Source organism: Bacteroidota bacterium (assembly GCA_036522515.1).
Classification (GTDB): domain Bacteria; phylum Bacteroidota; class Ignavibacteria; order UBA10030; family SZUA-254; genus VBOC01.
The window spans coordinates 89,267-115,311 of the sequence record DATDFQ010000043.1 but is presented as its reverse complement, the minus strand read 5'-3'; the positions used below and the strand labels follow the sequence as shown (position 1 = coordinate 115,311).

Sequence of the window (26,045 nt, the reverse complement as noted above, 5' to 3'; positions counted from 1 at the left end):
TCATTCCGGTGGACGAAAGATACGCAAAATCCTTCTGGCAATCAATATTTCCGCTCTCATAGCACTGACTCATGTCCAACTCTATCCGTCATCCCCAAATCCTTCAGGTCATGGCAGGTCGTTTCCGTAGGGGCGACGCATGCGTCGCCCGGAATGATCGACGTACCCGAAAGGCCGGGCGGGGCATGCCCCGCCCCTACTCTTTCCAGACGACGTCGAAGAGCAGGTACGAGACGACAGAGATCACGACGAAGTAGGAGAGCAACACCTGGAGGTCTCCGAGCGCCTCGGAGAACGGAACGCCTTCAGCGGCCTTTTTCGTCGCATTGATCACGCTCAGAAGGAGCGGGAGAAGGATCGGAAACGAGAGGACCGGATAGAGCGTCCCCCTGGTGTTGGCCTTCGAGATGATTGCGGCGATGATGGTAGAGGCGCTTGCAAGGCCGAGGGTTCCAAGGGCAAATGAAGCGATAAAAATGGCGTAATTCTGGATCGCGAAGTTGGTGATCACCGCCAGATAGAGCAGGGCCGTGAGTGTATTGAGAACCGCGAGGAGCGCCAGATTGAAGAAAAACTTTCCGGCATAGACCGAGAGAGGCCGCGCCACAAGATGGAGCGTCATGACCGTGCCCCTTTCCTCCTCGGCAATGAAGGTCCGGGAGAGGCCGGACATCGCTGAGAAAAAAACGATGATCCAGAAGACCCCCGAGAGGATTTCGGGCGACGGGGTTTCATTCCCGATGGCAAAAAGGACGATCGCAATCGTGGTGATGACAAACATCAGCAATGCATTCAGCGCATACCTCGTCCTGATCTCCGACCGGAGATCTTTCGAGAAAATCGACGCCGCAGCGGAGAATTCCGAGGGATGGGTCATGCCGTCAGGGGAGAATCGGGCCGCAGGGTGTCCGGCCCCGGAGAATCCAGCCCCAACGAGTCCAGATTCAGAAGCCGGTCGCAATGCGGGAAATCTTCCGCGTTGTTGGTCGCCACGATCACGATCCCCCCTTTTTTCTGCTCTTCGATGATCCCGTAGACGATCTCGATCCCGGCGGAGTCGAGGTTTGAAGTCGGCTCATCCAGCAGGAGCACCGGCGGATCATGGAGGAGGGCAAACGCATATTTCACCCGCTGCTTCATCCCCGACGAGTAGGTCCTGAGCGGATCGTTCTTCCTCTCCCCCAGGCCGAAGCGTTCCAGAAGCTCCCCGTGCGGGCGGCCATTGCGGAGACCGCGGGCCTTCTGAAAAAAATCAAGGTTTTCGACGGCGCTGAACTCATCGTAGAGCTGAAGGTAAGGAGCAACGAAACCGATGTAACGGTATCGCCAGTCGGATGTTATCGCCTCCGAATCGAGGGAAAAATAAATACTCCCGCGTGTCGGCGCCAGGACTCCGGCGATGATTTTCAGGAGCGTCGATTTTCCGGAGCCGTTGCGGCCTGTGACAGCGAGGGAGTCCCGTTCTTCCATCTCAAACCCCACGCCGGAAAAGACTGTCCGGCGGTTGAACACGCGCTTGAGCCCCGAGACCTTTAGCCGGATATGCTCCATTCAGTTTCTGATGGCGGAAAATTTTCCGATAAATTCCTTGTCGTCGACGCTGATCACGAAGAAATAGACGCCGGTCGCGATCGCCTCCCCCGCATCGGTCCGTCCGTCCCAGGAGAGCGCCGGTTCCTGCGGCCTGAACGCCAATACGGGGAGTTCGCCTGAGAAGACCCTCCGCATGCCCGAGGAGAAGACCGACAACATCGCCCGGGTGGCTTGCGGCGGAGAGGGCAATCGAAACCAGAGGAGCCTCCCTTCCCTCGCCTGGTACGGGTTCGGGAAGACCATAATCTCGGCAATCACCGAGGGGGAGGTCTCCTGGGTGCTCCAAAATTCGGGATCGGGGACCGCGAGACTCGCGTAGAGCCCGTTATTCAGGAGTCTTGCACCCCCTGCGGCCGATGCGCTCAGCGTGTAGGTGAACGGGTAGGTCTGATCGAAGTACCCAAGAGCCACATTGACGTTCGAAACGATGACGAACATGGAATTCCGGCTTCCGCAGGTATCTCCCGGCGAAGCCAGGATGCAGATCCGGTGATAGGTCGAGCTGATCGCCTGTATGCTGTCGACGACAGAGGACTCCGGGGGCAGATAATCGTCGGTGGAGGAAATGCGCATTGCCGGATAGTTCCTCCCTTCCGAGTAATAGCGCGAGGTATCGGCGGCCGGCCCGGTGTTGAGATTCCAGTAGGCGTATTCGAGGGCGGCCGAACGGAGCGAAGCGCCGGACTCGGCGAGCGCGCGATCGAGCGATTCCAGAGTGCGATATTGTCTCATCCATTCCCATGTCCGCCGCATCGCGGCGCGGGAGAAGCGTTTCTCCAGGAATTTTCCCCACACAGCCCTGCTGTACTCGATCGACTGATCCGACTTCGTGAACCGGACGTCGGGCGTTGAAAACTGCGAGGTCTGGAACTGGTTGTTCGACAGATACTGGTAGTAATCGTTTACGCCCGTGTACACGACATCCTCCATCCAGGTGGAGGTGATCTCGTAAAAGTAGCGCTCCTGGTCGCCCCAAAACCCGTAGCCCCCGAGCTGGATGGCGTGATGAAACTCATGGGCAAGTGTCACTTCGAGTCCGGAGATTCCCCTGCTGAAATATTGGGGTTCCTGAAAATCGTTGTCAACTTCGATATGGGTGCCGAAGCGGGGCGGCGGCCCCGGAGAGATCGGTACCGGATCCGGGATCGTCTGTCCGTACAGCCCCGGAGAGAGGTTCAAAATCCAGACCGGGTAGGCGCTGTCGGCTCCCAACGGAGGAGCAGAGTATCCGAGGTTGTCGATCTCGAACGACCATACATGGTTCAGGATCCGTCCGACCGAATCGACGTAGGCTTCGGCCGTTCCCGGAAGGCGGTGGCCCCCCGCGTCGAGAAGAGCCGGGGCATCGGAGCCGGTCGTGTCATAGTAGATGTGCACCCGGCCGATCGTGCGGTCTGTCTGCGTCGAGGGGGCGGTCATCAACGCCCGGAGCGGCCCCTTCTCGTTCTCGGGAAGGCTGTTCCAGCTTTCGAGTATCTGAAAGGCAAGCGCGAGCCCGCACTTCCCCTTCCGCGGCGGGGCGGTTTCAGAGCGGTTCTCCGCCCTCGTCCCGCGCAACTGCCCGATCATCCCGCGGGGATCGCCCGTGTCCATCCCGGCGCGCCGTTCCCGGGCACCGGCAGGGCCGGCGGATCCGGGCCCGGCCGTTACGGCCATGAGAATCGCCATCGCGAAGATCCGGCTCTTCACCGTTCCTCCTCCAGGGAAAGAATCTTCATCACGCACGATTCGGAATCCAAAATAATAAGCTCCGGGGTCCCGTCCCGGTTGACGTCGCCGAGGGCGAATCCGGAGATCCCTCTTGTGCTGACGAGATGCGGACCGGGATCGAAAGTCCCGTCGCCAAGCCCCGGAAACACTTCGATCGACCGGTCGACCTCATTCTTCACGACGAGGTCCGGAATTCCGTCGCGGTTGAAATCGAGGACCTTGAGGTTCTCCCTCGAGGCCACGCGAACGGGCGTCTTAAGGAGATAGTAGGCGGCCGAGAATGTCGAGTCCCTTTGGCCGAGTGAAACCCCGAGGAGATTGTCGGGCTCCTGAAAATTGACGATCAGGTCGGTGCGGCCGTCCCTGTTGACGTCGGTGGCCCAGAGCAGAGCGCCGGCCTGCCGGACTTCTTGCATCGTCAGCGCCAGGCGGGGAGGGCGAAACGATTCTCCCGAATCTCCCTCGAGGAGGTAGAACAATTGTCTCTCGCCCCGTTCGCCATAGACGAGGGCGACGATGTCGGGCACGCCCTTCCGGATGCAATCGCACATCGCCGCGCCGGCGATGGAAGCGCCCAGGTGCGTGGGGATCGAGCGTTCGATGAATCGCGCAGGGCCGATTTGCTCATACTCGATGAATTCGCCCCCTCCCTGGATCCTCTCGTGTTCGAAGACCGTCAGATGGAGGAACCCGCTGCCGCCGTCGATCCGGCCGGAGAGTATGGTCTGCGCTCCCTGCGTGGGGAGGCTGACGGCCGTGCTGGAATAGCTCCGGGTGTTGAGCTCGATGATCGACGTCGTCGTCGTGTCCGAGCCTGCCCCGAGGAGGATCGCGATGCTGTCATTCTTGGGGCGATATTCGATCGAGCTGAGGCCGCGCGTCGTCCGGACCGGGATCTGACCCCCGAACCCGCCCCTGCCGTCATTCAAGAAAAGGGAGATATTCTGAGACCGGCTGTCGGCGACGGCGATATCTTCCCAGCCGTCATGGTTGATGTCCGCAGTCAGGACGCTCCCCGGATGAAGCCCCAGCGCGTACATGTTCTTCGGTACGCCGGAATCACCGCTCATCGCATTGCAGAACACCCTGATACGGGATGCCGCGGAATCGAGCACGACCGCATCCGTCAGAGCCGTGTGCCCGTGCCTCACGAATGAAAAATCGGTGGGGAACTCTCCCGCGGCATAGACGACCGAATCCGAAAGGCGTTCTCCGTTATTCAGATCGATCATCAGGCTCCGTTCGGCTGCGCTCAGCAACCCGATATCGTCTTTCCCGTCCCCGTTCACATCCGCGACGCCGAGCCTGACCGGGGGGCTATTGAGAGCCACGTTCTGAAACGGGTGGAACTCACCCAGCCCGTCGCCGAGAAAGAGCGCGCAACGCTCTTCCTCCGGGAAACAGACGACCAGGTCTCTGTTTCGATCCGAGTCGAGGCTCGCGGTGGAGAACAAACGGGGCTCGGTCGTGAACTGAAGGACGGAAGGGTCGCTGAAATGCATCGTTCCGAACCCTGTGAAAATCATCAGCTGGTTTGCAACCCAATCGGCCGCGATCATGTCGTTGAGACCGTCCTTGTTGATGTCTTCGATGGAAAGGGCCCCGATGGAGGATTCGGGCAGGAGGGTCACACCCGGCCGGAACGAGCCGTCCCCCCTCCCCCGCATGACAAGCATGCCGAGCTGCCTTTTGCCGAAGAGCACGAGGTCCTGCTTTCCGTCGTTGTCCACGTCGGCGAGAAGGACGTTACCGTAGAGCGTGGGGATCCCGGATCTCCACGCGAGGGTGGAGCGTTCACCCGGTTTGGAACAATAGACAAGAAGTTCGGGAGGATCATCCGTCACGAGCACGAGGTCTGCGAGCCGGTCCCGGTTGCAGCGACCGGAAGCGGCGGCAACGATCGGTTTTCCCACGGCGAGGGAACCCTGTTTCCAGCCGGCCCCTCCGGCCAGCTGATACTGGAAGGAGACCTGCCGCTCGCCGGGGATGGCGATGTCGGTCAAACCGTCTCCGTTATAATCGCCGGTGACGATGGCATGCGCGCCGGGCCCGGCGGGAAGATCGGCGACGGTTCCGAGAGTCGTGAGGTAGCGCTGTGCGACGGCAGCCGGGCACCAGCCGCAGCAGGCGAGAGCGAGAGAGACGAGGAAGCGCCGGGCGAGAGAACGCGGGAGAAAGGATCCTGTCGACATCCGTAAATCATGGAGGCTACCGATGGGAGGCACGCAGCCGCTTCAGCCGCTCGGTGCGGCGGACAAGAGCCTCCTCGTAACGCCGTTTTTCCGCTTCAGTTTCGGGAACCGCCGCAGGGATTGCGGTCGGTTGCCGGCGATCGTCGACCGCGACGAACGTGAGATACGCGGTATTTGCGGTTTTCCTCCTGCCCGTCAGCTGATTTTCGGCGGTGACCACGACTCCGACCTCCATGGAACTTGAAAACGCGCGATTGACGGAAGCCCGGAGCGTCACCACTTCGCCGAGCCTGATGGGCTGATGGAACGCAAGCTCGTCGACACCCGCGGTCACGCAAATGCGATTCGAGTGGCGTTGGGCGCAGATGGCTGCGGCGATGTCCATCCATTCCATCAATCTTCCCCCGAGGAGATTTCCGAGCTGATTCGTGTCGTTCGGCAGGACAAGCTGGGTCATTTCCACCTGCGAATCGCCGACGGAACGGCGCGCCGTCGCGCGCCGGCTTGTCGATTTGCGCGCTTTCATGCAGTGGGGGCGAGTTTCAACGCGTCTCCGGGAAATGTGGCCTCGGATTTGGTCTTGACATGGTCCCTGATCTCCCGCTGAAGACCCTCTGCCTCGCCTTTGTGCTCGCTGGAGGGATAGCGGGTGAGAAACTTTTCTATCTCAGGCATCGCCTCGTCATACTTGCGCCTCGAGATCAACGCCTTCACCTTCCCGAGGAGCGCAGGCTCGGCGTAGGGCGTGTCATGATACTTCTCGATGACATAGTCGAAGTAATTCGTCGCGGCCTTGTAATACCCCATCTTCATGTACAGGGTGGCGGACTCGAACAATTTCCTGGCGAGGCGGCCGTTCAGCTCCTTGATCTTTGTCTCGGCGTCCGGGACGAGCTCGTGTTTCGGGTTGTATTCGATGAAGGTCTGAAATTCGTCGATGGCGCGGTTCGTGTAGGTCTGGTCGAGCGGGGTCTTGGGCGAGAGAGAGTAGTAACAGAGCCCAACCTTGTACTGGGCCATCGGGACCAGGGGGCTCGCGGGCATGTTCCGCTTCAGCGCCTGGTACTCCTCGGCGGCGAGGAGGTATTCGTCCATCCTGAAATGAGATTCACCGAGCTGATACTGGGCGCTGTCGGCGACTTTGCTGCCGGGAAACTGCAGCCTGATGATTTCGAAATCGTTGATCGCCTCGAGGTAATCCCCGCGGTCGAATTTCATTCTTCCCTGCTGGAACCGCAGCTCCGCGGAAAGGTTTTGTTGGGGGGCGGAGGAGCTGCAACCGCAGAAGAGCGCTGCGATGAATCCCGGCAGGACGGCGCAACAGAGCCATCGACGTGTGAACGGCATCGTCATGAAAGTCCTAACTGCGCACGTGAAAGAAAAGGTAGATTGAGACACCCGTGGCTCCGATGATCACCACAGGCTCGAGGACCCTGTCGAGGAAGCTTTCCGAGGGAAGCTCCCCATGCGTGGTCTTCGCGGCGGCGAGCTCGAGGCCCTGGACCTCGTCGACCGCAACCGTGTCCGCGGATTGCGCCGAAGGCGAGCCCGTATAGACGAGTTCTCCGGTTTCCGGACGGAGGAGTTCGCACGTGACGGCGGCGGAGACCGTACGCCTGACTTTGCGGGTGCCGAGGAATCCGTCGTGATACATGTCCTCATACATCACGCGCAGCTCGGCCGAATGCACCAGAAGGGAAGGGCCCCCCTGCCGGACCGAGTCTCTCCGGAGAAAGACCGGATATCCCGACGAAGCAAGGCTCGCAGTCAGAGCGTTCTGCACGATCCAGCCGTCCTCCGCCGCACCCATCCGGAACAGGATCGTGTCGCCGGCATGCAGCCGGGAGTGACCGAGGAGCTCCTGTGTGATGCGTCCGAGGAGAGATTGCATGACTTCGAGATTCGATTTCGAATGCGGCGCCTCCCCCATCCCGGTTGCGCTTGCCGGCCGGACGGACGCGAGGGTCAGGCAGGCCGAAACCAGGAAGAGAAGCGCAAGGGACGAGCGTAGGGTCACCGGATTCCGGCGTTCATGCGTAGATGCCGCGGATTCTCAGGGTCTTGGCGACTTTGTCGATGGCGAGGATGTAGGCGCCGATTCTCAGCGTGACATTGTGCTGCGCCGCCGAATCGTACACCGCGTCGAACGATTGCCTCATCATCCGCTCCAGGCGCCGATTGACGCGGTCGAGCGTCCAGAAATAGCCGGCACGATCCTGGGCCCATTCGAAATAAGAGACGGTCACCCCTCCCGCATTGGCAAGGATGTCGGGAATCACCAGGATCCCTTTTTCCTGCAAGATCGGGTCGGCGCTTGCGTCGGTCGGGCCGTTGGCCCCTTCGGTGATAATCTTCGCCTGAATGCGTCCCGCGTTCGCGTCGGTGATTTGTTCCTCCTTGGCCGCGGGGATCAGAACGTCGCACGGGAGTTCGAGCAGCTCCTCCTGCGAGATGACGTCTCCCCCCTTGAACCCCTGAAGAAGCTTGTGAGTCCCCACCCAGGCGATGGCCTTCGCAATGTCGATCCCCTTCGGATTGTGCATCGCGGTGCTCACATCGGAGATTCCGACGATCTTGCACCCCTGCTCGGCGAGCAGAAGCGCCGTCACCGATCCGACATTCCCAAACCCCTGGACCGCCACCGTCGCCCCCCTCGGCTTGATCCCGAGTTTCTCCATCGCCTGGAGCGTGACGATCATACACCCTCTCCCCGTCGCTTCCCGCCTGCCGAGCGACCCGCCGAGAATCAGGGGCTTTCCGGTCACTACCGCGGTATCGGTTCTCCGCATGTGCATGCTGTACGTGTCCATGATCCAGGCCATGGTCTGCTCGTTGGTATTCATGTCGGGAGCAGGGATGTCGCGGTCGGCGCCGAAGATATCGAGAAGATTCGAGGTATAGCGGCGCGTAATTTTCTCGATCTCCACGGGGGTTAACCGGGTGACGTCGCATCGCACGGCGCCCTTGGCGCCGCCGAAAGGAATATTCAGGACCGCGCATTTCCAGGTCATCCACGCGGCGAGGGCCTTCACTTCGTCGAGCGTCACGTCCGGAGAATAGCGGATCCCCCCCTTGGAGGGGCCGAGGATGTCGTTGTGGATGACACGATACCCCTCGAAGATCTCGATCTTTCCGTCGTCCATCTGGATGGGGATCGAGATAATAACCTGTCTGACGGGAGTCTTGAGGTAGTTGTAAATCCCCGGTTCAAGTCCCAGAATCTCCGCCGCCCTGTCGAACCGGGCCATCATCGATTCGAGCGGGTTCGCCTTATCCGGAATGGGTGTCGGTTCGTGGTACGCAGCGGGCTTTTCCAGGACACGATCCAAGGAATCCTCCAATCAATTCGTGGGAGAAATATTGGCCTTTGAGCGACTTGGCGGTAAAATGTATCTAAAATCCTCATCATTATCAAGAACGGCGCCGACGAAGGCATATCCTACTAACGTCATGCTGACATGCTGTTGGTCAGCATCTTTCAAGGGGTTTAGAAAGATCCCGACCTAAAACATGTCGGGATGACGAGATAAGACGAATATGCGGAACGACTGCCCATCCAGACACCCGTCAAGTATCACCCGTTTGCAGTTTTTCAATCTCGAGCGTCAGGGCGTTCCAGGCATAGTACGCGTCATTAAGCTTGCCCTGGATGTCCTTGTATTCCTGCGAGATCCTTCGGGCTTCATTCCCGTTCTTGTAAAAGCCGGGTTCCGCCATCAGCGTTTCGATTTCCCGTTTGCGGGCCTCCATCGTCTCCATCTCCTTTTCGATCCTGCCGAGCTTCTCCTGCGAGGGCTTCAACTTCTTTGAAACCTCCCGGCGCTGCTGGGCCTCCAGGCGCTTCCGTTCCTTGCCCGAGGTCGACGGAAGCGGCGGCAAGGATCCCGGGGCGGTTCCCGGGCCCGATTCCGGCGTTGTCGCGGCCTTTCGCTCCGACTTCAGTTTATCAAGGTATTCTGACACGTTGCCCGGAAACGTCCTTGCGCCCCCCTGCCGGAGTTCGAGAACTTTATTGACGATCGGATCGAGAAATGCGCGATCGTGCGAGACGATGACAAACGTCCCCGTGAACTTCGCCAGGGCCTCCTGAAGCACGTTCTTGGAGCGCATGTCCAGGTGGTTCGTCGGCTCATCCATGATCAGGAAATTCGAGGGTTGGAGCAGCATCTTGGCAAGCGCGAGCCGGCTCTTCTCGCCCCCGGAGAGGACGGACACCTGTTTGAAGACGTCGTCGCCATGAAACAAAAACGAACCGAGAATAGCCCTCAGCTTTTTCCTGACCTCCCCGACCGCCGCGTCGTCCAGGATCTCGAGCGCCTCTTTCCCGGGATCGAGCTCCTCCGCCTGGTGCTGCGCGAAATAGGAAAGAATCACGTTGTACCCCATCGCGCGCTCACCCCCGTCGAGCGGTTCGACTCCAGCGAGGATGCGCACGAGTGTCGACTTGCCGGCGCCGTTCACTCCCACGACGGCGATCTTGTCGCCCCGCTCGATATCGTAGCTCAAGCCCTCGAAGACCCTTTTCTTGCCGTAACTCTTGGAGATGTTCTTCAATTCCATCACCGTCCTGCCGCTCGGCTGAGGAGTGGGAAAATCAAAATGAATCTCTTCTTCCTCGTCTTCGATCTCGATGAGGTCCATCTTTTCCATCTGCTTGATGCGGCTCTGGACCTGGCGCGCCTTGGTCGCTTTATAGCGGAAGCGGTCGATGAACTCGCGGGTCTGCTTCAGTTGTTGCTGCTGGTTCTTGAACGCGTTCGAGGCCAATTCCTTTCGGACCGCTTTTTCCTTGAGATAAAAGGAATAGTTTCCCGCATAGACTTCCATCCTCCCCATGCTCAGGGCGAGCGTTCCGGTCGTCAGGTTGTCGAGGAACCGCCGGTCGTGGGAGACGAGGACGACCGTCCCGTCGTAATTCGAAAGGTATTGCTCGAACCACTGGAGAGACTCGATGTCAAGATGGTTCGTCGGTTCGTCGAGCAGGAGCACCGAGGGTTCCTTCAGGAGAAGCTTGGCGAGCGCGATCCTCATCTGCCACCCGCCGCTGAACTCGCCTGTCTCCCGCTGGAAATCTTCCACCGAGAAGCCGAGGCCCATCAGCACGCGCTCGATCTTGGATTGCATCCTGTAGGCGTCGAGGTCCTCGAGCCGGTGGTGAAGCTCGCCGTAAACACCCAGCGTCTCAGCGTACTCTTCGCTCTCCGGAGGAAGGGAAACAAGGCGCTCCTGGGCCTCCTCGAGTTTCTGACGGACCTCCAGGACGTCCTCGAACGCCATCTCGACCTCCTTGTAGAGGGAGCTTCCCCGGGCGATGACTCCATCCTGCGGCAGGTATCCGACCGTGACATAGTGCGCCTTCCCGAGGACTCCCTCGTCCGGCGCGATGATTCCGGCGATGACTTTCAGAAGGGTTGATTTTCCCGCGCCGTTCGATCCCACCAGTCCGATCCGGTCGTGCGGGCCGAGCACGAGCGAGAGGTCGTCGAAGAGCGAGCGGCCTCCGTATTGCATCGAGATGTGATCGAGGGAAAGCAAGGATCAGTTACTCTTCCTCGCTCGCACGAAGCTTCTCCAGGACCGAAAAATCCTCCAGGGTGGTGGTGTCGCCGCTCACCGCGCCGCTGGTGGCGATCTCGCGCAACAATCTCCGCATGATTTTCCCACTGCGCGTTTTCGGAAGCGCGTCGCTGAACCGGATCTCATCGGGTTTCGCCATCGGGCCGATCTCCTTCGCGACGTGCAGCCGGAGTTCGTCCTTGAGCTCCGGGGAGGGGACGCGGCTTCCCTCGAGTGTCACGAACGCGCAGATGGCCGACCCCTTGATCTCGTCGGGTTTCCCCACGACCGCGGCTTCCGCGACGAACGGATGGCTCACGAGGGCGCTCTCGATCTCGGCGGTGCCGAGACGGTGCCCCGAGACGTTGATCACGTCGTCGACCCGCCCCATGATCCAGTAATACCCGTCCTCATCCCGGCGGGCCCCGTCGCCCGTGAAATAGACGCCCGGTATCTCGCTCCAGTACTGCGCCCGGTACCGGTCGGGGTCCCTGTAGATCGTGCGGAGCATCGAGGGCCAGGGTTTGGAGATGACGAGGTACCCCCCCTGATTCTTTCCCACGGGTTTCCCCTGCCTGTCCAGAATATCCGCGGCGATACCGGGGAACGGCATCGTGGCCGAGCCCGGTTTGGTCGGTGTGGCCCCGGGAAGCGGAGTGATCATGATCGCCCCGGTCTCCGTCTGCCACCAGGTGTCCACGATCGGACAGCGTCCCCCTCCGATGATCTTGTGGTACCACATCCAGGCCTCGGGGTTGATCGGCTCGCCGACCGTTCCGAGTAACCGGAGCGAAGTGAGGTCGTGCTTCATCGGCCATTGCTCCCCCCACCTGGTGAACGCGCGTATGGCGGTGGGGGCGGTATAAAAAATGTTGACGCGGTAGCGCTCGATGATCTTCCAGAAACGGTCGGGCTCGGGCCAGTTGGGAGCTCCCTCGTACATGAGAGTCGTCGCCCCGTTAGAGAGGGGCCCATAGACGACATAGGAGTGTCCGGTGACCCACCCGATATCGGCGGTGCACCAAAACGTATCCTCGTCCCTGAGGTCGAAGACCCATTTGCTCGTCAGATGGGCGCCGGTGAGATACCCGCCGGTGGTATGAACCACCCCCTTCGGCTTCCCTGTGGTTCCGCTTGTGTAGAGTATGAAGAGCGGATGCTCGGCGTCAAGCGCTTCCGCTTCGCACTCCCCCGGGACGGCCGCCATCATCTCTTCCCACCAGTAATCCCTCCCGGGTTCCATCGGAATATCCATGCCGACGCGTTTCAGGACGACCACCGCCTCGACCGTGGGGGTTCGGGGAAGCGCGTCATCGACGTTTTTTTTCAACGGTATCACTGTTCCCCGCCGGTACCCGGCGTCCGCGGTGATGATCAACTTGGCCTGCGCATCCTGAATCCGGTCGACGATCGCCTGCGAGCTGAACCCGCCGAAGATCACCGAGTGAGTCGCGCCGATCCGGGAGCAGGCCAGCATCGCGATCGCCAGCTCGGGGACCAGGGGCATGTAGATCGCGACCCGGTCTCCCTTCCGCGCCCCGAGTTTTTTCAGCACGTTCGCGAACCGGCACACCTCGCCGTGAAGCGCCTGATAGGTGAGGGTTCGGCTCTCCCCCGGCTCGCCCTCCCAGATAATGGCCGCCTTATTCTTTCTCCAGGTGTCCAGATGCCGGTCGAGGCAATTATACGACACGTTCAACTTTCCGCCGAGGAACCACTTCGCGAACGGATACTTCCACTGCAGAACGGTATGCCATTTCTTGAACCAGTGGAGCTCGTTGGCGGCCCTGGCCCAGAACTTTTCAGGGTCCTTCAATGACGACCGGTAGAGCTTCTTATACTCCGCCAGGGAGTGAAAATGGGCAAGTTTCGAGAAATTCTTTCCCGGCAGGAATGTGCGTTTTTCATGAAGGATTGTGGTAAGATGCGAGGCAACCACAGGGGGGGATGATTTCATCGGAACCAGGCGTTCGACTAATTGTGATTGGTAAACATGCAATAAATCGGTGAAAAAATCAAGAATCGCGGCCACGGATATCCCGGGCTTGGTAACAGCAGCCTTCAGGCTGCATCGATCATTCGGGGAGGGTAGCCGCAGCCTTTAGGCTGCGGTCTTTTTCCCGCCATGGCACAACTCCTCGAGGAAAAACCCGCAAGCTGAAGCTTGCGGCTACCTATACCCCGGTTCTCGTTCCGCCGCTCCGCGGCGGAATGCATATCGGGATGCCCCGGGCTTGGTAGGCGCAGGCTTTAGCCTGCGTTTGTTCGGTTTGGCGGCTGAAATTCATCCAGCACACTCAGGTGATCGATTGACACCTTGTCAGCAAGGTTCTGAAGAAGTGGCTCCCGTGACTGCCAACGAGTCGCATCATCGCCTCACATCGCAGGAGCACGACAGGCCCCGGTCTCGAATCCGGCCTCATTCAGGCCTTTTCACTCATGGCACGATGTTTGACCCATTTCCCTCCGGCGGTGAAGGATGGCCCGCCCATTTTTATTTGATCCGTACCCGAACGTGCGCGCCAGAACAACGGCGCGAAATACCCGAACCGAAATTCATGGAGGCATGAAAGGATATCACGATGGCAAGCCAAAAGAAACCGCTCGACCGTATAGTCCAGATTCCCGAAACCTACGTCGTTTTGCCCCTGCGCAACGCGGTCTTTTTCCCGCGCCAGGTGCTCCCCCTCTCAGTCGGCCGGGAAAGCAGCCTCCGTGTGCTCGAGGAGGCGCAGCGGGACAACCTTCCCATTCTTCTCCTGACCCAACGGGACGGGGCGGTGACGGCACCGGCAGCCGCCGATCTCCATACGCTCGGGACTCTGGGGAAAATCCTGAAAGTCTTTACGCTTCCCGACGGAACGAAGAGCATTCTCGTGCAGGGACTCGCCCGGGCGCGGGTCCTGTCGTTCCTCCAGGTCGAGCCGTATATCAAAGTCGTCGCTCACCAGATTGAGGATGAAGCGGCGGCGGGGATCGAGATCGAGGCGCTCGCATCGGCGATCAAGAGCGTGTTTCATAAGATCGTCGAGCTCTCGCCGGAACTGAACGAAGAACAACTCTCCGTCGTGCTCAATCTCGGCGAGCCCGGCGCCCTCGCCGATATTGCGATCTCCATGCTCAGCGGGGGGCTGGAGGAAAAACAGGCGATCCTCGAAACGCTCGGAGTAAAGGAGCGGTTGCAGCGCGCACACCGGTTCCTCATCACGACGCTTCAGGGGCTCGAACTCGGAAACAAGATTCAGTCCGATGTGCAGGAGGAAATCACCAAGACACAACGGGAGTTTTATCTCCGCGAGCAGCTGAAGGCGATCAACAAGGAGCTCGGCGACGATGCCGATTCTGCGGAAACGAAGGAATTGCGGCAGCGGGCGGCAGAGGCCAAACTGCCGGATGAGGTCCGGAAAACCGTTGAGAAGGAGCTTCAACGCCTTGCCCGGATGCACTCCTCGTCGGCGGAATCGACTGTCGCGCGAACGTACATCGAGTGGTTGCTCGACCTTCCCTGGCTCGTCTCCACACCGGACAATATCGACATTCCAAAGGCACGTCAGGTCCTGGAGTCCGACCATTATGGGCTCGAGAAGGTGAAGAACCGGATCCTCGAGTATCTTGCGGTCCGCAAGCTGAAGAACGACATGCGGGGGCCGATCCTCTGTTTCGTGGGGCCGCCGGGCGTGGGAAAGACGTCCCTCGGCAAATCGATCGCGAACGCGCTCGGAAGGAAATTCATACGGATCTCGCTCGGAGGAGTTCACGACGAGGCGGAGATCAGGGGCCACCGGCGGACCTATATCGGCGCCCTCCCGGGGAGAATCATCCAGGGCCTCAAGAAGGCGGGATCCAACAACCCGGTCTTCATGCTCGACGAGGTCGACAAGCTCGGGATGGATTTTCACGGAGATCCCTCATCGGCGCTCCTGGAGGTTCTCGATCCGGAACAGAATAATTCGTTCAACGACCATTACATCGACCAGCCGTTCGATCTCTCGCAGGTGCTCTTCATCGCAACCGCCAACATGCTCGATCCGATTCTCCCTCCCTTGCGGGACAGGATGGAAATCGTCGAGATCCCGAGCTACGTGGAAGAAGAGAAACTCCATATCGCCAAGAGATTCCTGATTCCCAAGCAGGTGAAGGAGCACGGGTTACAGGAGGAGAGCGTCCTCTTCGAGGATGACGCGATCAGGCAGATCATACACGGTTATACGCGCGAGGCGGGCGTAAGGTCGCTCGAACGACGGATCGCCGAAGTATCGCGCGGCGTCGCCCGGGGAGTCGCCGAGGGAAAGACGGGACAGCAGGTGGTTCGCCCCGGAGACCTCACCGGGTTCATGGGCAAACAGAGGTTCTACCCGGAGGTTGCCGAGAGGATCGACAGGCCCGGAATCGCCACCGGCCTCGCCTGGACTCCGGTCGGGGGAGACATCCTCTTCGTCGAAGCCACCAAAATGAAGGGTCGGGGAAACCTGGTGCTTACGGGGCAACTCGGTGACGTCATGAAAGAATCGGCGCTCGCCGCGCTCAGCTATATCGCGTCAAACGCGGGCAGCCTGAACGTCGAGGACCGGTTTCGACTGCAAAACGACATTCATATCCACGTCCCCGCCGGGGCGACGCCGAAAGACGGACCCTCCGCCGGCGTTACGATCTTTTCGGCGTTGGTATCGCTCCTGACGGGACGTCTGGTGCGGAAGGATCTTGCCATGACGGGAGAGATCACTCTTCGAGGGGCCGTACTCCCGGTAGGCGGGATACGGGAAAAGGTGCTCGCCGCCCATCGTGCGGGGATCAAGGTCATCATCCTGCCGGAACGCAATAAGAACGACATTGACGAGTTGCCCGCCGGCATTGCGGCAAGCCTCGAGTTTCATTTCGTGAAAGAAATGGCGGAGGTCCTGAGATGGGCCCTGACACCGCAGGTGGGGTTGACCAAAGCGGATGACGCGCGGGAAGTCGCCCGTGTCGTGGTGAATTGAGGCCCGTTTCCTCCTATCGGAGGAGTGAGCGCAATACGAATTGCAGGATTCCGTCGTTCCGGTAGTAATCGACCTCCATCGGGGTGTCGATCCGGCAGAGGGTCGTGAAGGAGTGCACCTTTCCCCCCTCTGCCGTGGCTGCGACGCGAAGCTTCTTGCCGGGATGGAGGTTCTGGTCTATCCCTTCGATATCGTAGCTCTCGAATCCGCTGAGCCCGAGCGAACGGGGGTTTTCTCCCTCTGCGAACTGCAGAGGTAGTATTCCCATTCCGATCAGGTTGCTCCGGTGGATCCGCTCAAAGCTTTCGGCGATGACCGCTCTTACGCCGAGCAGCCGCGGGCCCTTCGCCGCCCAGTCCCGGGACGAACCCGATCCGTACTCTTTTCCGGCGATGACGATCAGTGGAACTCCCTCTCCTTTGAACTTCTCCGAGGCCTCAAAAATCGAAACCGGTTCTTTCGACGAAGGGTGAAGTGTCCATCCCCCCTCGGTTCCCGGCGCCAGCAGGTTTCTCAACCGGATGTTCGCGAAGGTGCCGCGCATCATGACCTCATGGTTGCCCCTCCGCGAGCCGTAGGAGTTGAAGTCCTTCGCCTCGATTCCGCGGTCGATCAGGTAGGCTCCCGCGGGGCTCTTTGCGGGAATGTTCCCCGCGGGAGAAATGTGATCGGTCGTCACCGAATCGCCCACCATCACGAGCACCCGGGCGCCCCTGATATCGGCAAGGGGCTTTGGCGTGAGAGGCATCTCCTCGAAGAACGGGGCCGCTTTGATGTACGTCGACTGCGGGTCCCACGCGTACCGGTCGCCGGTCGGCACACTCAGCGCCTTCCACTGTTCGTCCCCCTGAAATACATCAGCATACTCCTTCCGGAACATGTCGGATCGCACCGATGAGAGGATTGTCTCCTCGATGTCCCGTGGAGACGGCCAGATTTCCCTGAGGTACACGGGCCGGCCCTCGCCGTCCGTCCCGAGGGGTTCGTTCTGAATGTCGATGTCCATCGTTCCCGCGATCGCGTACGCCACGACCAGAGGCGGCGATGCGAGATAATTCGCCCTTACCAGCGCGTTGATACGCCCCTCGAAATTCCGGTTTCCCGAAAGGACCGCGACGGCGACGAGGTCCTTTTCCTTCACCGCGGAGGCGACATGCTCGGGGAGAGGACCGCTGTTTCCGATGCACGTCGTGCACCCGTATCCGACCAGATAAAATCCGAGCGCCTCCAAGGGTTCCGAGAGCCCCGCGGCCTGAAGATAATCGGTCACGACTTTCGAGCCGGGAGCCAGGCTGGTTTTCACCCACGGTTTTGTACGAAGACCCCGCTTGACGGCGTTCCTTGCGAGCAAACCGGCGGCGATCATCACCGAAGGATTCGACGTATTCGTGCAGCTTGTGATGGCGGCAATGGTGACCGAACCGTGTCCGATCTGGTATTCCGTGCCGTCGTTCTGCACGGTCGCTTTCCCGAGGAGGTGGGAAAACGGAGCCGGAGCATGCGGAGCTCCCGTCTTTGCCACATCGTTGCTCCCCCCTTCCCCGAGCCAGCCTGCGACCTCGTCGCGATCCAGTTTCTTCCCCCTGCTCTCGAGCATATCGACGAGCGCTTTCCGGAACGAACCCTTTGCCTCGGAGAGAGCGACGCGGTCCTGCGGCCGCTTCGGCCCGGCCAGGCTCGGCTCGACGCTGGCGAGATCGAGCTCGATCGTGTCGGTGAAGGAGGGCTCGGGCGAGGCTTCCGAATGGAAGAGTCCCTGCTCGACGGAATAAGCCTTCACGAGAGCCACCTGCTCCTCGGACCGGCCGGTGAACCGGAGATAGTTCAAGGTCTCCTCGTCCACGGGAAAGAACCCCATCGTGGCGCCATATTCAGGCGACATGTTCGCGATCGTCGCGCGGTCGGCCACGGTGAGAGATCCCAGGCCCGAACCGAAAAACTCGACAAATTTTCCGACGACCCCCTTTTTCCGGAGCATCTGAGTCACCGTGAGAACAAGATCGGTCGCGGTCGCGCCGGTGCGCAGCGAGCCCGATAATCTGAAACCGACAACCTGCGGGATCAGCATCGAGATCGGCTGGCCGAGCATGGCCGCCTCCGCCTCGATCCCGCCGACCCCCCACCCCAGCACCCCGAGGCCGTTGATCATCGTCGTGTGCGAATCGGTGCCGACGAGGGTGTCGGGATACGCGATGGTGTCCCCCCCGGCCAGGCCGCTGAAGACCACCTGCGCAAGATATTCAAGGTTCACCTGGTGCACGATCCCGGTATCCGGGGGGACGACCCGGAAGTTGTTGAACGCCTGCTGAGACCATCGGAGAAACGCATAACGCTCCCTATTCCGCTCCAACTCCTTCTCCGAATTGAGCCGGAACGCGCCGGCACCACCGAACTGATCGACCTGGACCGAATGATCGATCACAAGGTCCACGGGCTGGAGAGGGTTGATCCTCCTGGGATCGCCCCCCATCCGGACTATCGCGTCGCGCATGATCGCCAGATCGACCGCGCAGGGGACGCCGGTAAAATCCTGAAGGAGCACCCTCGCCGGCATGAACGATATTTCCTTCACCGGTACTGCCTTCGGCACCCAATGAACGAGGGCGTCGATATCCGCCCGGCGGACCGCCTTTCCGTCTTCATGGCGGAGGAGGTTTTCAAGGAGGATCTTCAGACAGACAGGGAGTCGCGAGAGCTCTTCCGGCCCTCCGGCCTTCGCCAGAGACCAGATGGTGTAGGTCCCCCCTCCGACCGTTAACTGTTTTCTTGACTTAAAGCTATCAAGCTCTTTCATGCGCTGTTCTTTCTCATTCCCATTGAATCGTATAGTTCGGGAGTACGTCGATCGGCAGGTCCTTCACCAGGTCCAGGCTTGCCTGAAGCTGCGGGGTCATAAACGACCACTTGTCGAAGAACGCCTGCACCCGGGCGCCGTCCCCGTCTCCTTCTAATTTCAAAAGTTCGGCGGCGAGAGCCTTGACCCCGCCCCGGATCCGGCTAAATTCGACCGACCAGGTTTTCTTCGACTCGTTGTACGTGACCGCACCCTCCTTCATCAGGTAGTTCAGCTCGATCGCCGCCGCTTTGCCGTGGGCCTCGTTGAGTCCGAACCTGATCGAACGGAACATCGACCCGAGGTAGGAAACGAAGACCTCTCTCTCCCTCGACTTATCGACCACGCCTTTGTCCAGGAGGTAGGTGAGAGAATGCAAGCCGACGATGTCGGCCTTTTCTTCCTCAAGCGGGCTGAAACCGGGCCCGATCGCGGCGTTAAGCGCCATCCCCTTCTTCGGGCCCACCTTCACGGTCTTCGGGCCGATCGCATGACAGATTTCGTGCATCAGGACGTCCTGAAAGAATCCGTCCGCCGAGAGGTATTGTTGCTGCTCCGGATCGATCAGGCGCAGGCTCACCGGACGGATGATCGTGTTAAACCTCGCTTCGAACATATTCTTCCAGAATGTCTTCTTCGTCCCCTTTTTCGCCTGCACTTCGGGATCGTTCGGCAGGTTCGTGGCAACGGCCTGGTATCCGGTGATGGCTTCACCAGTCCGTATGATATCCCGGACAATCACGAACTTCGCGGTCAAACCCGCTACCTCCGATTTGTACTCGGACGGAACCGGCAGATTTTCCTCGAAGTCCTTCAGGTAACTGACGTACATGTCGAGTTTTCGGGACTCTTCCTGATCGATCACTTCGATACTCGCCTCATATTTAGCCTTGACTCCCTTTATACCGTCGGCGTACGTTTCAAAAGGTCCGAAGACGATGTCGAACTGACTTCCCTGCATGTCGATCCATGCGGCATCCGCATCGAAGTAGTTATCGGTGAGGAGGGCATCGGCTTTGAGGCGGAGGAACTTCGCAAAGGACTGGTTTTCGGCAAGATCAGCGCATTCGCGCAGGAGGGCTGCGATTGGGATCAGATGCTCCTTATACTCCTCGTGGTAAGGAACAGCCCGATACCCCCCTTTCCCGTCCTCTCTGATGACGGTGTAGGGTGACATGAATTCTTTTTTCTGGTCCTCTGTCAGATTCTTGAAACAGGCATCAAATTGCTGCTCGCTCATGCCTCGCGGATAGAGCTCATCTCCGGGGTAGTACGACTGATTGCCCGTGAACGGGGCATAGGAGTTCAGGAGCTCGAAGGGCCCTCCGTTCCGCTTCAGGAGCGTCAGGAGCGTTCCCTGCGACCCGCTCTCCTCGAGGCTATCCCGCAAACGCATCCCGTATTTTGAGGTTTGCAGCCAGTAGATCGTGTCGAGATGGCGGGCAGCCTCCACCAGTTTCTTCAGGATGGATTGATCGCGCGCGGAGAATTTCCTTGCGTCATACCGCATCTCATAGGGGGAGTACTGGGCAAGGTACTTCTCGAGCGTCCCGGGAGATTCCGCCCGGGCGGGCATCATGAGCGTCACCGCCGGCCCGGCCAGCAAAAAACAGATCAATAATCCTGCAAAGTTCATCGGTTTCCTTTTCTCGTTTAATGGAAGATACTAAAAATATCGAATTATTTCCGAATATTTGCTATATTGACCCCTGTGTCTCGACCGCACACCTTCACGTTTACCGATCCGGCCATACTCTGCCATAATCCGATTGAACCTGAGATGAAAACGATCTTGAAAATTCTCGCCTCTCTGGCGCTGCTCTCCTCACTCGCGCGCACCCAGGAAAACCCCGCCAGTCCCCCGGCCGTCGGAGACCCGGCGCCCGATTTCACTCTTCCCTACGCGACAAAAGATTCGGTGGCTCCGGAGGATTTGAAGCTCTCGAGCCTCTTCGGGAAGCGTATCATCATCCTCGCCTTTTATCCGGCCGATTGGAGCGGCGGCTGCACGAAGGAAATGTGCACGATGCGCGACAATTTTAACGCCCTCGCGAGCCTGAACGCCGAGATACTCCCGGTCAGCGGCGACTATGAATACTCCCATCACGAGTGGGCGAAGTTTCACACGCTCCCGTTTAAACTCGTCTCGGATCATTCCCACAGGATAGCGCGGATGTACGCCAGCTACAATGAAGAAACGGGATTCGACCGCAGAACCGTCTACGTGATCGACAAAGAGGGTAAGATCGCCTATATCGATCCCAAGTACAGCTCCCGCGACATGAGCTCTTTTGAGAAGCTCAAGGCCGCTCTCAAACAGATCAGGTGAGGCGGCGGACATGACCCGGAGCCTTCGTCTTCTCGCAACCCTCCTTGTGGCCGGATCTCTGTTCGCGCGCCAGCCGGATCCAAACCGCCGCGAAATCCACCTCTCGAATATCCGCCAGCTCACATTCGGCGGACAAAACGCCGAGGCCTATTTTTCGCCCGACGGCAGGAAACTCGTCTTCCAGTCCACCCGCGATTCGCTCAAGTGCGACCAGATCTTCATGATGAATACAGACGGCTCCGGAGTGAAGATGCTCTCCACCGGGAAAGGAAGAACGACCTGCTCGTACTTTCTGCCGGACGGGGCCCATGTGCTCTACGCCTCCACCCATCTCGCCGGCGACGAGTGTCCCCCGAAGCCCGATAGGAAGAAAGGCTATGTCTGGTCGCTCTATCCATCCTATGACATCTTCGTCGCAGACACGTCGGGCCGTATCGCCGGCCGCCTCACCTATGCTCCCGGTTACGACGCCGAAGCGGTCGTCTCACCCCGGGGGGACAAGATCGCGTTCACGTCGATCCGGAGCGGCGACCTGGATATCTATACGATGAACCTCGACGGCAGCGGCATCACTCAGCTCACGCACGAGCTCGGGTACGACGGAGGGCCCTTCTTCTCGCCGGACGGAAAGAAAATCGTCTACCGGGCGTACCATCCGAAGACACCGCAAGAGACCGCCGAATACAAGACGCTCCTGGCCGAGGAAAAAATCAAGCCGATCAGTCTCCAGATCTGGGTGATGGACGCGGACGGCTCCCGTAAGCGACAGCTTACCGAAAACACCGGGGCGAACTTCGCGCCCTTCATGCACCCGGACGGGAAGCGCGTCATCTTTTCGTCCAATATGGCAGATACCTCGAAAGTGCCCATGAACTTCGATCTTTATACGGTCGGAATTGACGGCACGGGGCTCGAGCGGATCACCTTCAGCGAATACTTCGACGGGTTCCCGATGTTCAGCCCCGACGGACGATCCCTTGTGTTTGCGTCAGGCCGCGGCGGCAAGGAGCCGTGGGAAATCAATATTTTTATAGCGGAGTGGAAATAATGAAACCGGGTTTTGCTGCATCGGGACGGATGGGCGCCTCGGTTCGCGCCGCCGTCTTCGCGCTCGCCCTGCTCCCGGGTGGAGAGTCGAAGGCCCCCCCGCGTGGTTCGTCCGAAATCACCGCACAGGAGCTCCGCGAGCATGTCCGCTATCTCTCCTCGGACGAATTGAAGGGAAGGAAGTCGGGGGAAGAGGGAAACCGGCTCGCCGCCTCCTACATCGCGGCCTGCTTCAAGGAGTATGGATTGCTTCCTCCCCCTCAGACCGGGACGAACGGCTCACCGTACCTGCAGGAGTTCTCGTTCATCATTTCGCGGAAGCCGGGCGGGAACAACGCACTTTCCTTCACCCGGGAGGGGACCCGGTCTGAGGCGAAAGCAGGAACCGAATTTCAGGCGCTTTCCTTCAGCGCCGACACCTCCGTCTCCGCCCCTCTGGCGTTCGCCGGGTATGGGATCTCTTCCCCGGAAATACTCCATTATGATGATTATAAGGGCCTCGACGTTCGCGGAAAATTCGTTGTGGTGATGCGGTATTCCCCGATGGGCCCGGGCGAAAACAAATTCACCAGCGCGATGGGCATCCTCGAAAAGACGATGACAGCCCGGGATAGCGGCGCCGCAGGCATCATTTTTCTCACCGCGCCTCCGGGATCGCGCGGGTCGGAATTGTCGACTCTGACCGGCCAGTACCCCTACCCGGCGGTTTCCATCCCCGTCCTGGCACTCGATTGGGGCCGGATGGAGTCGATACTATCGGCGGAAGGGAAAAGCCTGAAGGCGTTGCAGCAACGGATCGACTCCGCCGGTACTCCCGCTTCGTTTACGCTCAACGGCTCGACGGCGAGCGCCACCACAGAGATCGTGAAAGTGTCGGGCCGCAGCGCGAATATCGTCGGGTATCTCCCGGGCACGAGCTCCGCCCTCGCGAAGCAGGTGGTTGTCCTCGGGGCGCACATGGATCATCTCGGCATGGGGGGCGAGGGTTCAGGGTCGCTTAAACCCGACACCATCGCGATCCATCACGGGGCCGACGACAACGCCTCGGGAACGGCCGCGCTCCTGGAAGCGGCGCAGTACTTTGCCGCGCGCCGCCGGGAATTGAAGCGGACGGTCGTCTTTGCCGCCTTCTCGGGCGAGGAGCTCGGACTCCTCGGGTCGGCACAGTACGTGAAGGAGCCTTACTTCCCTCTCGACAGCACCGTGGCGATGCTCAACATGGACATGGTCGGACGCATGAAAGACAGCCTGCTCGTCGTGGAGGGAATGGGTACTTCGCCTGAATGGGAGCCGTTGGCCCGGAGGGAAAACCGCGATTCGCTCGTACTGAAATTGAAACCGGACGGCTTCGGCCCGAGCGACCACTCTTCGTTCTACGGCAAGAATATACCGGTCCTCTTTTTCTTCACGAACCTCCACTCCGACTACCACAGGCCTTCCGACACCTGGGACAAGATCAATTACGGGGGGGAACAAAAGGTGGTCGAGTATGTCGTGCGCATCGCCTCGTCGATCGTCAACGGCGATGCGAGGCCCGCGTTCACGAAGGCCGTCTCATCGAGCCAGATGGCCGGAGGAGACAGGCAGGGGGTGAGCGTCAGCCTCGGGGTGATCCCCGATTATGCGGAGGATGTCCACGGGTTGAAGATTACCGGAACGCGCGCGGGGAGTGCGGCCGAGAAGGCGGGCCTGAAGGGGGACGACATTATCATCCGGTTCGACACGAAGATCGTGGGGAACATCTACGATTTCATGCACCTGCTGGCGGACCATAAGCCGGGCGATGAGGTCGTCGTGGTGGTGAAGCGGGGGACGGAGGAACTTTCCCTCAAGGCGGTGCTCGAAGCGCGGAAATAATCCGCGCCGGAGCGGCGACAATCAGAGCATCTTCCGGGCGATCTCGCGGAGTTCTTCCTTGGTGAGGAATTGCTGCACGAGCGGAAAGAGGACGTAGTTTTCCTTGTGGATGTGGTTCACGAAGAGCTGGATGACCCGCTGTGAAACCCCGGAGAGAGCCTTGATCGCCGCGAAGCTGTCCCGGTGTTTCTCCACCCTCCCGGCCGCGAGCCGCAACTCGGTGAAGCCCCGGCGGAGGAGCTTGTGGTCGTTGCGCATGACGCGGGTCGGCCCCTCGACATATCGTTCGAGCACGGGGAAGAGAGCCGCCTCTTCCTTGTGGTTATGGACCGTCACTTCCTCGCGGATGAACCGGAGCGCTGCGTGAATCTGCCGGAACTGCTTTGCGGAATACCCGTCGTGTGAAATTGCCCGCACCGCCTTGCTCATGTGCTTCAGCTGCACGAGCGCATGGTTGTGCTCCTGCATGAGCTGGGCGATCGGGTCGGCCGGTTTTCGCAAGCGGGCGGGGGGCACGCGGGGCTACAGCGACTCGAGAAGCGTCGTATAGTTCATCTTGCCGTTGGTGAGCAGCGCCTCGAGGCGCTGGACCATTTCGCTCATCTGCTCGTCCTGATCTTCGAGCTGGTCGTACTCCTCCATACTGCCGAAGATGAATACTTCTGAAAAATGGTTCTTCTTGCCCTTGAGCTCGTACACGGCGTAATTCTTGCCGGCGGTACCGGCCAGGTAGGACTTCATCTCCCGGGAAAGAGCCAGATATTCCTCCCTCTTCTCAGGCTTTACTTCATACGAAATCGTAAACATCACTTTCCCCATTGCTTACCCTTCATTGTTAGTCCCGCAAATATACGAAAAGTTTTTCTAATATCCTGCTGCGCGGATCTCTTTTTCCGACATCCCGAAGTAATGGCCGATCTCGTGCAGGAGCACCTCATAGATTCTTTCCTCGATTTCCGCGTCGCTCTTGCTGCCCGCCTCGATGTTCCGCCTGTAGAGGGAGATCTTATCGGGCGGCACCGGGGTCATTCCGTACCAGGTTCCCCTCGCAGTCAACGGGATCCCCTGGTACAGCCCGAACAGATCGTGCTTCGACCGCAGCTTCAGCGACTTGACGAGATCCGCGGAGGGGTACTCTTCGATGAACACGCCGACGTTCTCGATCGCCTCCTTGAACCGGTCGGGCAACCGGTCGAAGACCCGCTCGACGGCCAGCTCGAATGCGTCCTGGTCCATCAGACGCGCGGAAGGGTGAACTGCATCAACCCCGCGACGGCGAGCGCCGCGAGGAGCAGGGCCGCGAGGACCGCCGCGCCCGATTTCATCCACCCGGCGCCGGCGAGGACGCGGACGCCCACCAGCAGGAGGATGATCGACCAGGCGGCAAACGCCCCGTCCAATGCGAGGAGCACGACATAGGAGAGCGGCCGGATCGAGTAGGGCGACGGAGTCCGAGCGAAGAAATAGGAACCGAACGAAAGCACTTCGATCGGGAGGAACAGGAGAGAAGTGAGTATCAGCGGGACCGACGCGTAGGCGACCACGGCGTACGCGTCCCGGAAGCGCACGCGGAGACGCAGCGCCCGGGAAGCGAGCACGATCGCCAGAGAGATGAACAGGACCGAGAGGATTCCGGCAGGCGCCGCCAGGGCCAGTCCGGCCGCAAGGATGTTGATGAGGTTTTGGGCGTACTCCCCCATCTTCGCGAGCCAGAAAAATCCGAAGACCAGCGCCACGCCGGCGACCGCCGAAAGCACCAGGATATAATTCTTGTGTCTCGCCAGGGCGATCGTCTTGAACCCTCTGGCGGGCCTCTCCAGGACCGACCAGGCGGAGGCAAAGAGATCGAGGTTTTCGATCCGCTGCTGGAGGAAGCTGCCGCAGCCGGCGCAGACGGTGGCGAGGTTGCTGTTCTGCGCGTGACAGACCGGGCAGGCGATCACGGGAGC

20 protein-coding genes are annotated in these 26,045 nt (G+C 59.9%); 4 read left to right on the top strand and 16 right to left on the bottom strand.

The window, feature by feature from the left end; genetic code table 11:
• Positions 1-196 precede the first annotated feature (196 nt).
• The 10 genes from VI215_06815 to acs all read right to left on the bottom strand — a co-directional run bounded on the left by VI215_06815 (position 197) and on the right by acs (position 13,008).
• A complete protein-coding gene (locus tag VI215_06815) occupies positions 197-877 on the bottom strand; it encodes a heme exporter protein CcmB (GenBank protein ID HEY6192025.1) in 681 nt (226 codons plus the stop codon).
• A complete protein-coding gene (locus VI215_06810) occupies positions 874-1,551 on the bottom strand; it encodes an ABC transporter ATP-binding protein (GenBank protein ID HEY6192024.1) in 678 nt (225 codons plus the stop codon). Before VI215_06810 ends, VI215_06815 begins: the two co-directional genes overlap by 4 nt.
• Complete coding sequence (locus VI215_06805) at positions 1,552-3,282, bottom strand: MXAN_6640 family putative metalloprotease (GenBank protein ID HEY6192023.1); 1,731 nt, start codon at positions 3,280-3,282, stop codon at positions 1,552-1,554.
• Positions 3,279-5,495, bottom strand: a complete 2,217-nt coding sequence (locus tag VI215_06800; GenBank protein HEY6192022.1) for a VCBS repeat-containing protein — start codon at positions 5,493-5,495, stop codon at positions 3,279-3,281. The genes VI215_06805 and VI215_06800 overlap by 4 nt, the downstream gene beginning before the upstream one ends.
• Before the next feature lie 16 nt (positions 5,496-5,511).
• Positions 5,512-6,021 (bottom strand): acyl-CoA thioesterase, encoded by a 510-nt coding sequence (locus VI215_06795; GenBank protein ID HEY6192021.1) that lies wholly within the window; start codon positions 6,019-6,021, stop codon positions 5,512-5,514.
• Entirely contained in the window at positions 6,018-6,848 is an 831-nt protein-coding gene (gene bamD / locus VI215_06790; protein ID HEY6192020.1) for an outer membrane protein assembly factor BamD, read from the bottom strand. Before bamD ends, VI215_06795 begins: the two co-directional genes overlap by 4 nt.
• 7 nt (positions 6,849-6,855) lie before the next feature.
• Positions 6,856-7,512, bottom strand: coding sequence for a hypothetical protein (locus VI215_06785; GenBank protein ID HEY6192019.1), 657 nt, complete (start codon positions 7,510-7,512; stop codon positions 6,856-6,858).
• A 13-nt stretch (positions 7,513-7,525) separates the two neighbouring features.
• Complete coding sequence (locus VI215_06780; protein ID HEY6192018.1) at positions 7,526-8,746, bottom strand: Glu/Leu/Phe/Val dehydrogenase; 1,221 nt, start codon at positions 8,744-8,746, stop codon at positions 7,526-7,528.
• A gap of 316 nt (positions 8,747-9,062) precedes the next feature.
• Positions 9,063-11,030 (bottom strand): ABC-F family ATP-binding cassette domain-containing protein, encoded by a 1,968-nt coding sequence (locus VI215_06775; protein HEY6192017.1) that lies wholly within the window; start codon positions 11,028-11,030, stop codon positions 9,063-9,065.
• A gap of 7 nt (positions 11,031-11,037) precedes the next feature.
• Positions 11,038-13,008 carry an acetate--CoA ligase gene (gene acs, locus VI215_06770; GenBank protein HEY6192016.1) on the bottom strand — a complete coding sequence of 657 codons (1,971 nt, stop codon included), beginning with the start codon at positions 13,006-13,008 and terminating at the stop codon, positions 11,038-11,040.
• 625 nt (positions 13,009-13,633) lie between these two features.
• Between acs and lon the strand changes: the two genes are divergently transcribed.
• Entirely contained in the window at positions 13,634-16,030 is a 2,397-nt protein-coding gene (gene lon, locus VI215_06765) for an endopeptidase La (protein HEY6192015.1), read from the top strand.
• Between the two features lie 13 nt (positions 16,031-16,043).
• Here lon and acnA read toward each other — a convergent pair whose 3' ends face one another.
• Complete coding sequence (gene acnA / locus VI215_06760; GenBank protein ID HEY6192014.1) at positions 16,044-18,824, bottom strand: aconitate hydratase AcnA; 2,781 nt, start codon at positions 18,822-18,824, stop codon at positions 16,044-16,046.
• Between the two features lie 13 nt (positions 18,825-18,837).
• A complete protein-coding gene (locus VI215_06755) occupies positions 18,838-20,499 on the bottom strand; it encodes a hypothetical protein (GenBank protein HEY6192013.1) in 1,662 nt (553 codons plus the stop codon).
• A gap of 144 nt (positions 20,500-20,643) precedes the next feature.
• Here VI215_06755 and VI215_06750 point away from each other — a divergent pair, with 144 nt between their 5' ends.
• From VI215_06750 to VI215_06740, 3 genes are read left to right on the top strand one after another with little or no spacing between them, the layout of a single operon-like run.
• A complete protein-coding gene (locus VI215_06750) occupies positions 20,644-21,192 on the top strand; it encodes a peroxiredoxin (GenBank protein ID HEY6192012.1) in 549 nt (182 codons plus the stop codon).
• Positions 21,193-21,202: 10 nt separating this feature from the next.
• Positions 21,203-22,240 (top strand): hypothetical protein, encoded by a 1,038-nt coding sequence (locus VI215_06745; protein HEY6192011.1) that lies wholly within the window; start codon positions 21,203-21,205, stop codon positions 22,238-22,240.
• Entirely contained in the window at positions 22,240-24,096 is a 1,857-nt protein-coding gene (locus VI215_06740; GenBank protein HEY6192010.1) for a M20/M25/M40 family metallo-hydrolase, read from the top strand. Before VI215_06745 ends, VI215_06740 begins: the two co-directional genes overlap by 1 nt.
• A 21-nt stretch (positions 24,097-24,117) precedes the next feature.
• Here the strand turns inward: VI215_06740 and VI215_06735 are convergent, their stop codons facing one another.
• From VI215_06735 to VI215_06720, 4 genes are read right to left on the bottom strand one after another with little or no spacing between them, the layout of a single operon-like run.
• Complete coding sequence (locus VI215_06735; GenBank protein ID HEY6192009.1) at positions 24,118-24,612, bottom strand: hemerythrin domain-containing protein; 495 nt, start codon at positions 24,610-24,612, stop codon at positions 24,118-24,120.
• Positions 24,613-24,618: 6 nt separating this feature from the next.
• A complete protein-coding gene (locus VI215_06730; protein HEY6192008.1) occupies positions 24,619-24,915 on the bottom strand; it encodes a hypothetical protein in 297 nt (98 codons plus the stop codon).
• Positions 24,916-24,960: 45 nt separating this feature from the next.
• Positions 24,961-25,332 carry a metallopeptidase family protein gene (locus VI215_06725; protein ID HEY6192007.1) on the bottom strand — a complete coding sequence of 124 codons (372 nt, stop codon included), beginning with the start codon at positions 25,330-25,332 and terminating at the stop codon, positions 24,961-24,963.
• Positions 25,332-26,039: a Yip1 family protein gene (locus VI215_06720; protein HEY6192006.1), complete on the bottom strand. Its 708-nt coding sequence runs from the start codon at positions 26,037-26,039 to the stop codon at positions 25,332-25,334. The genes VI215_06725 and VI215_06720 overlap by 1 nt, the downstream gene beginning before the upstream one ends.
• Between the last annotated feature and the right edge of the window lie 6 nt (positions 26,040-26,045).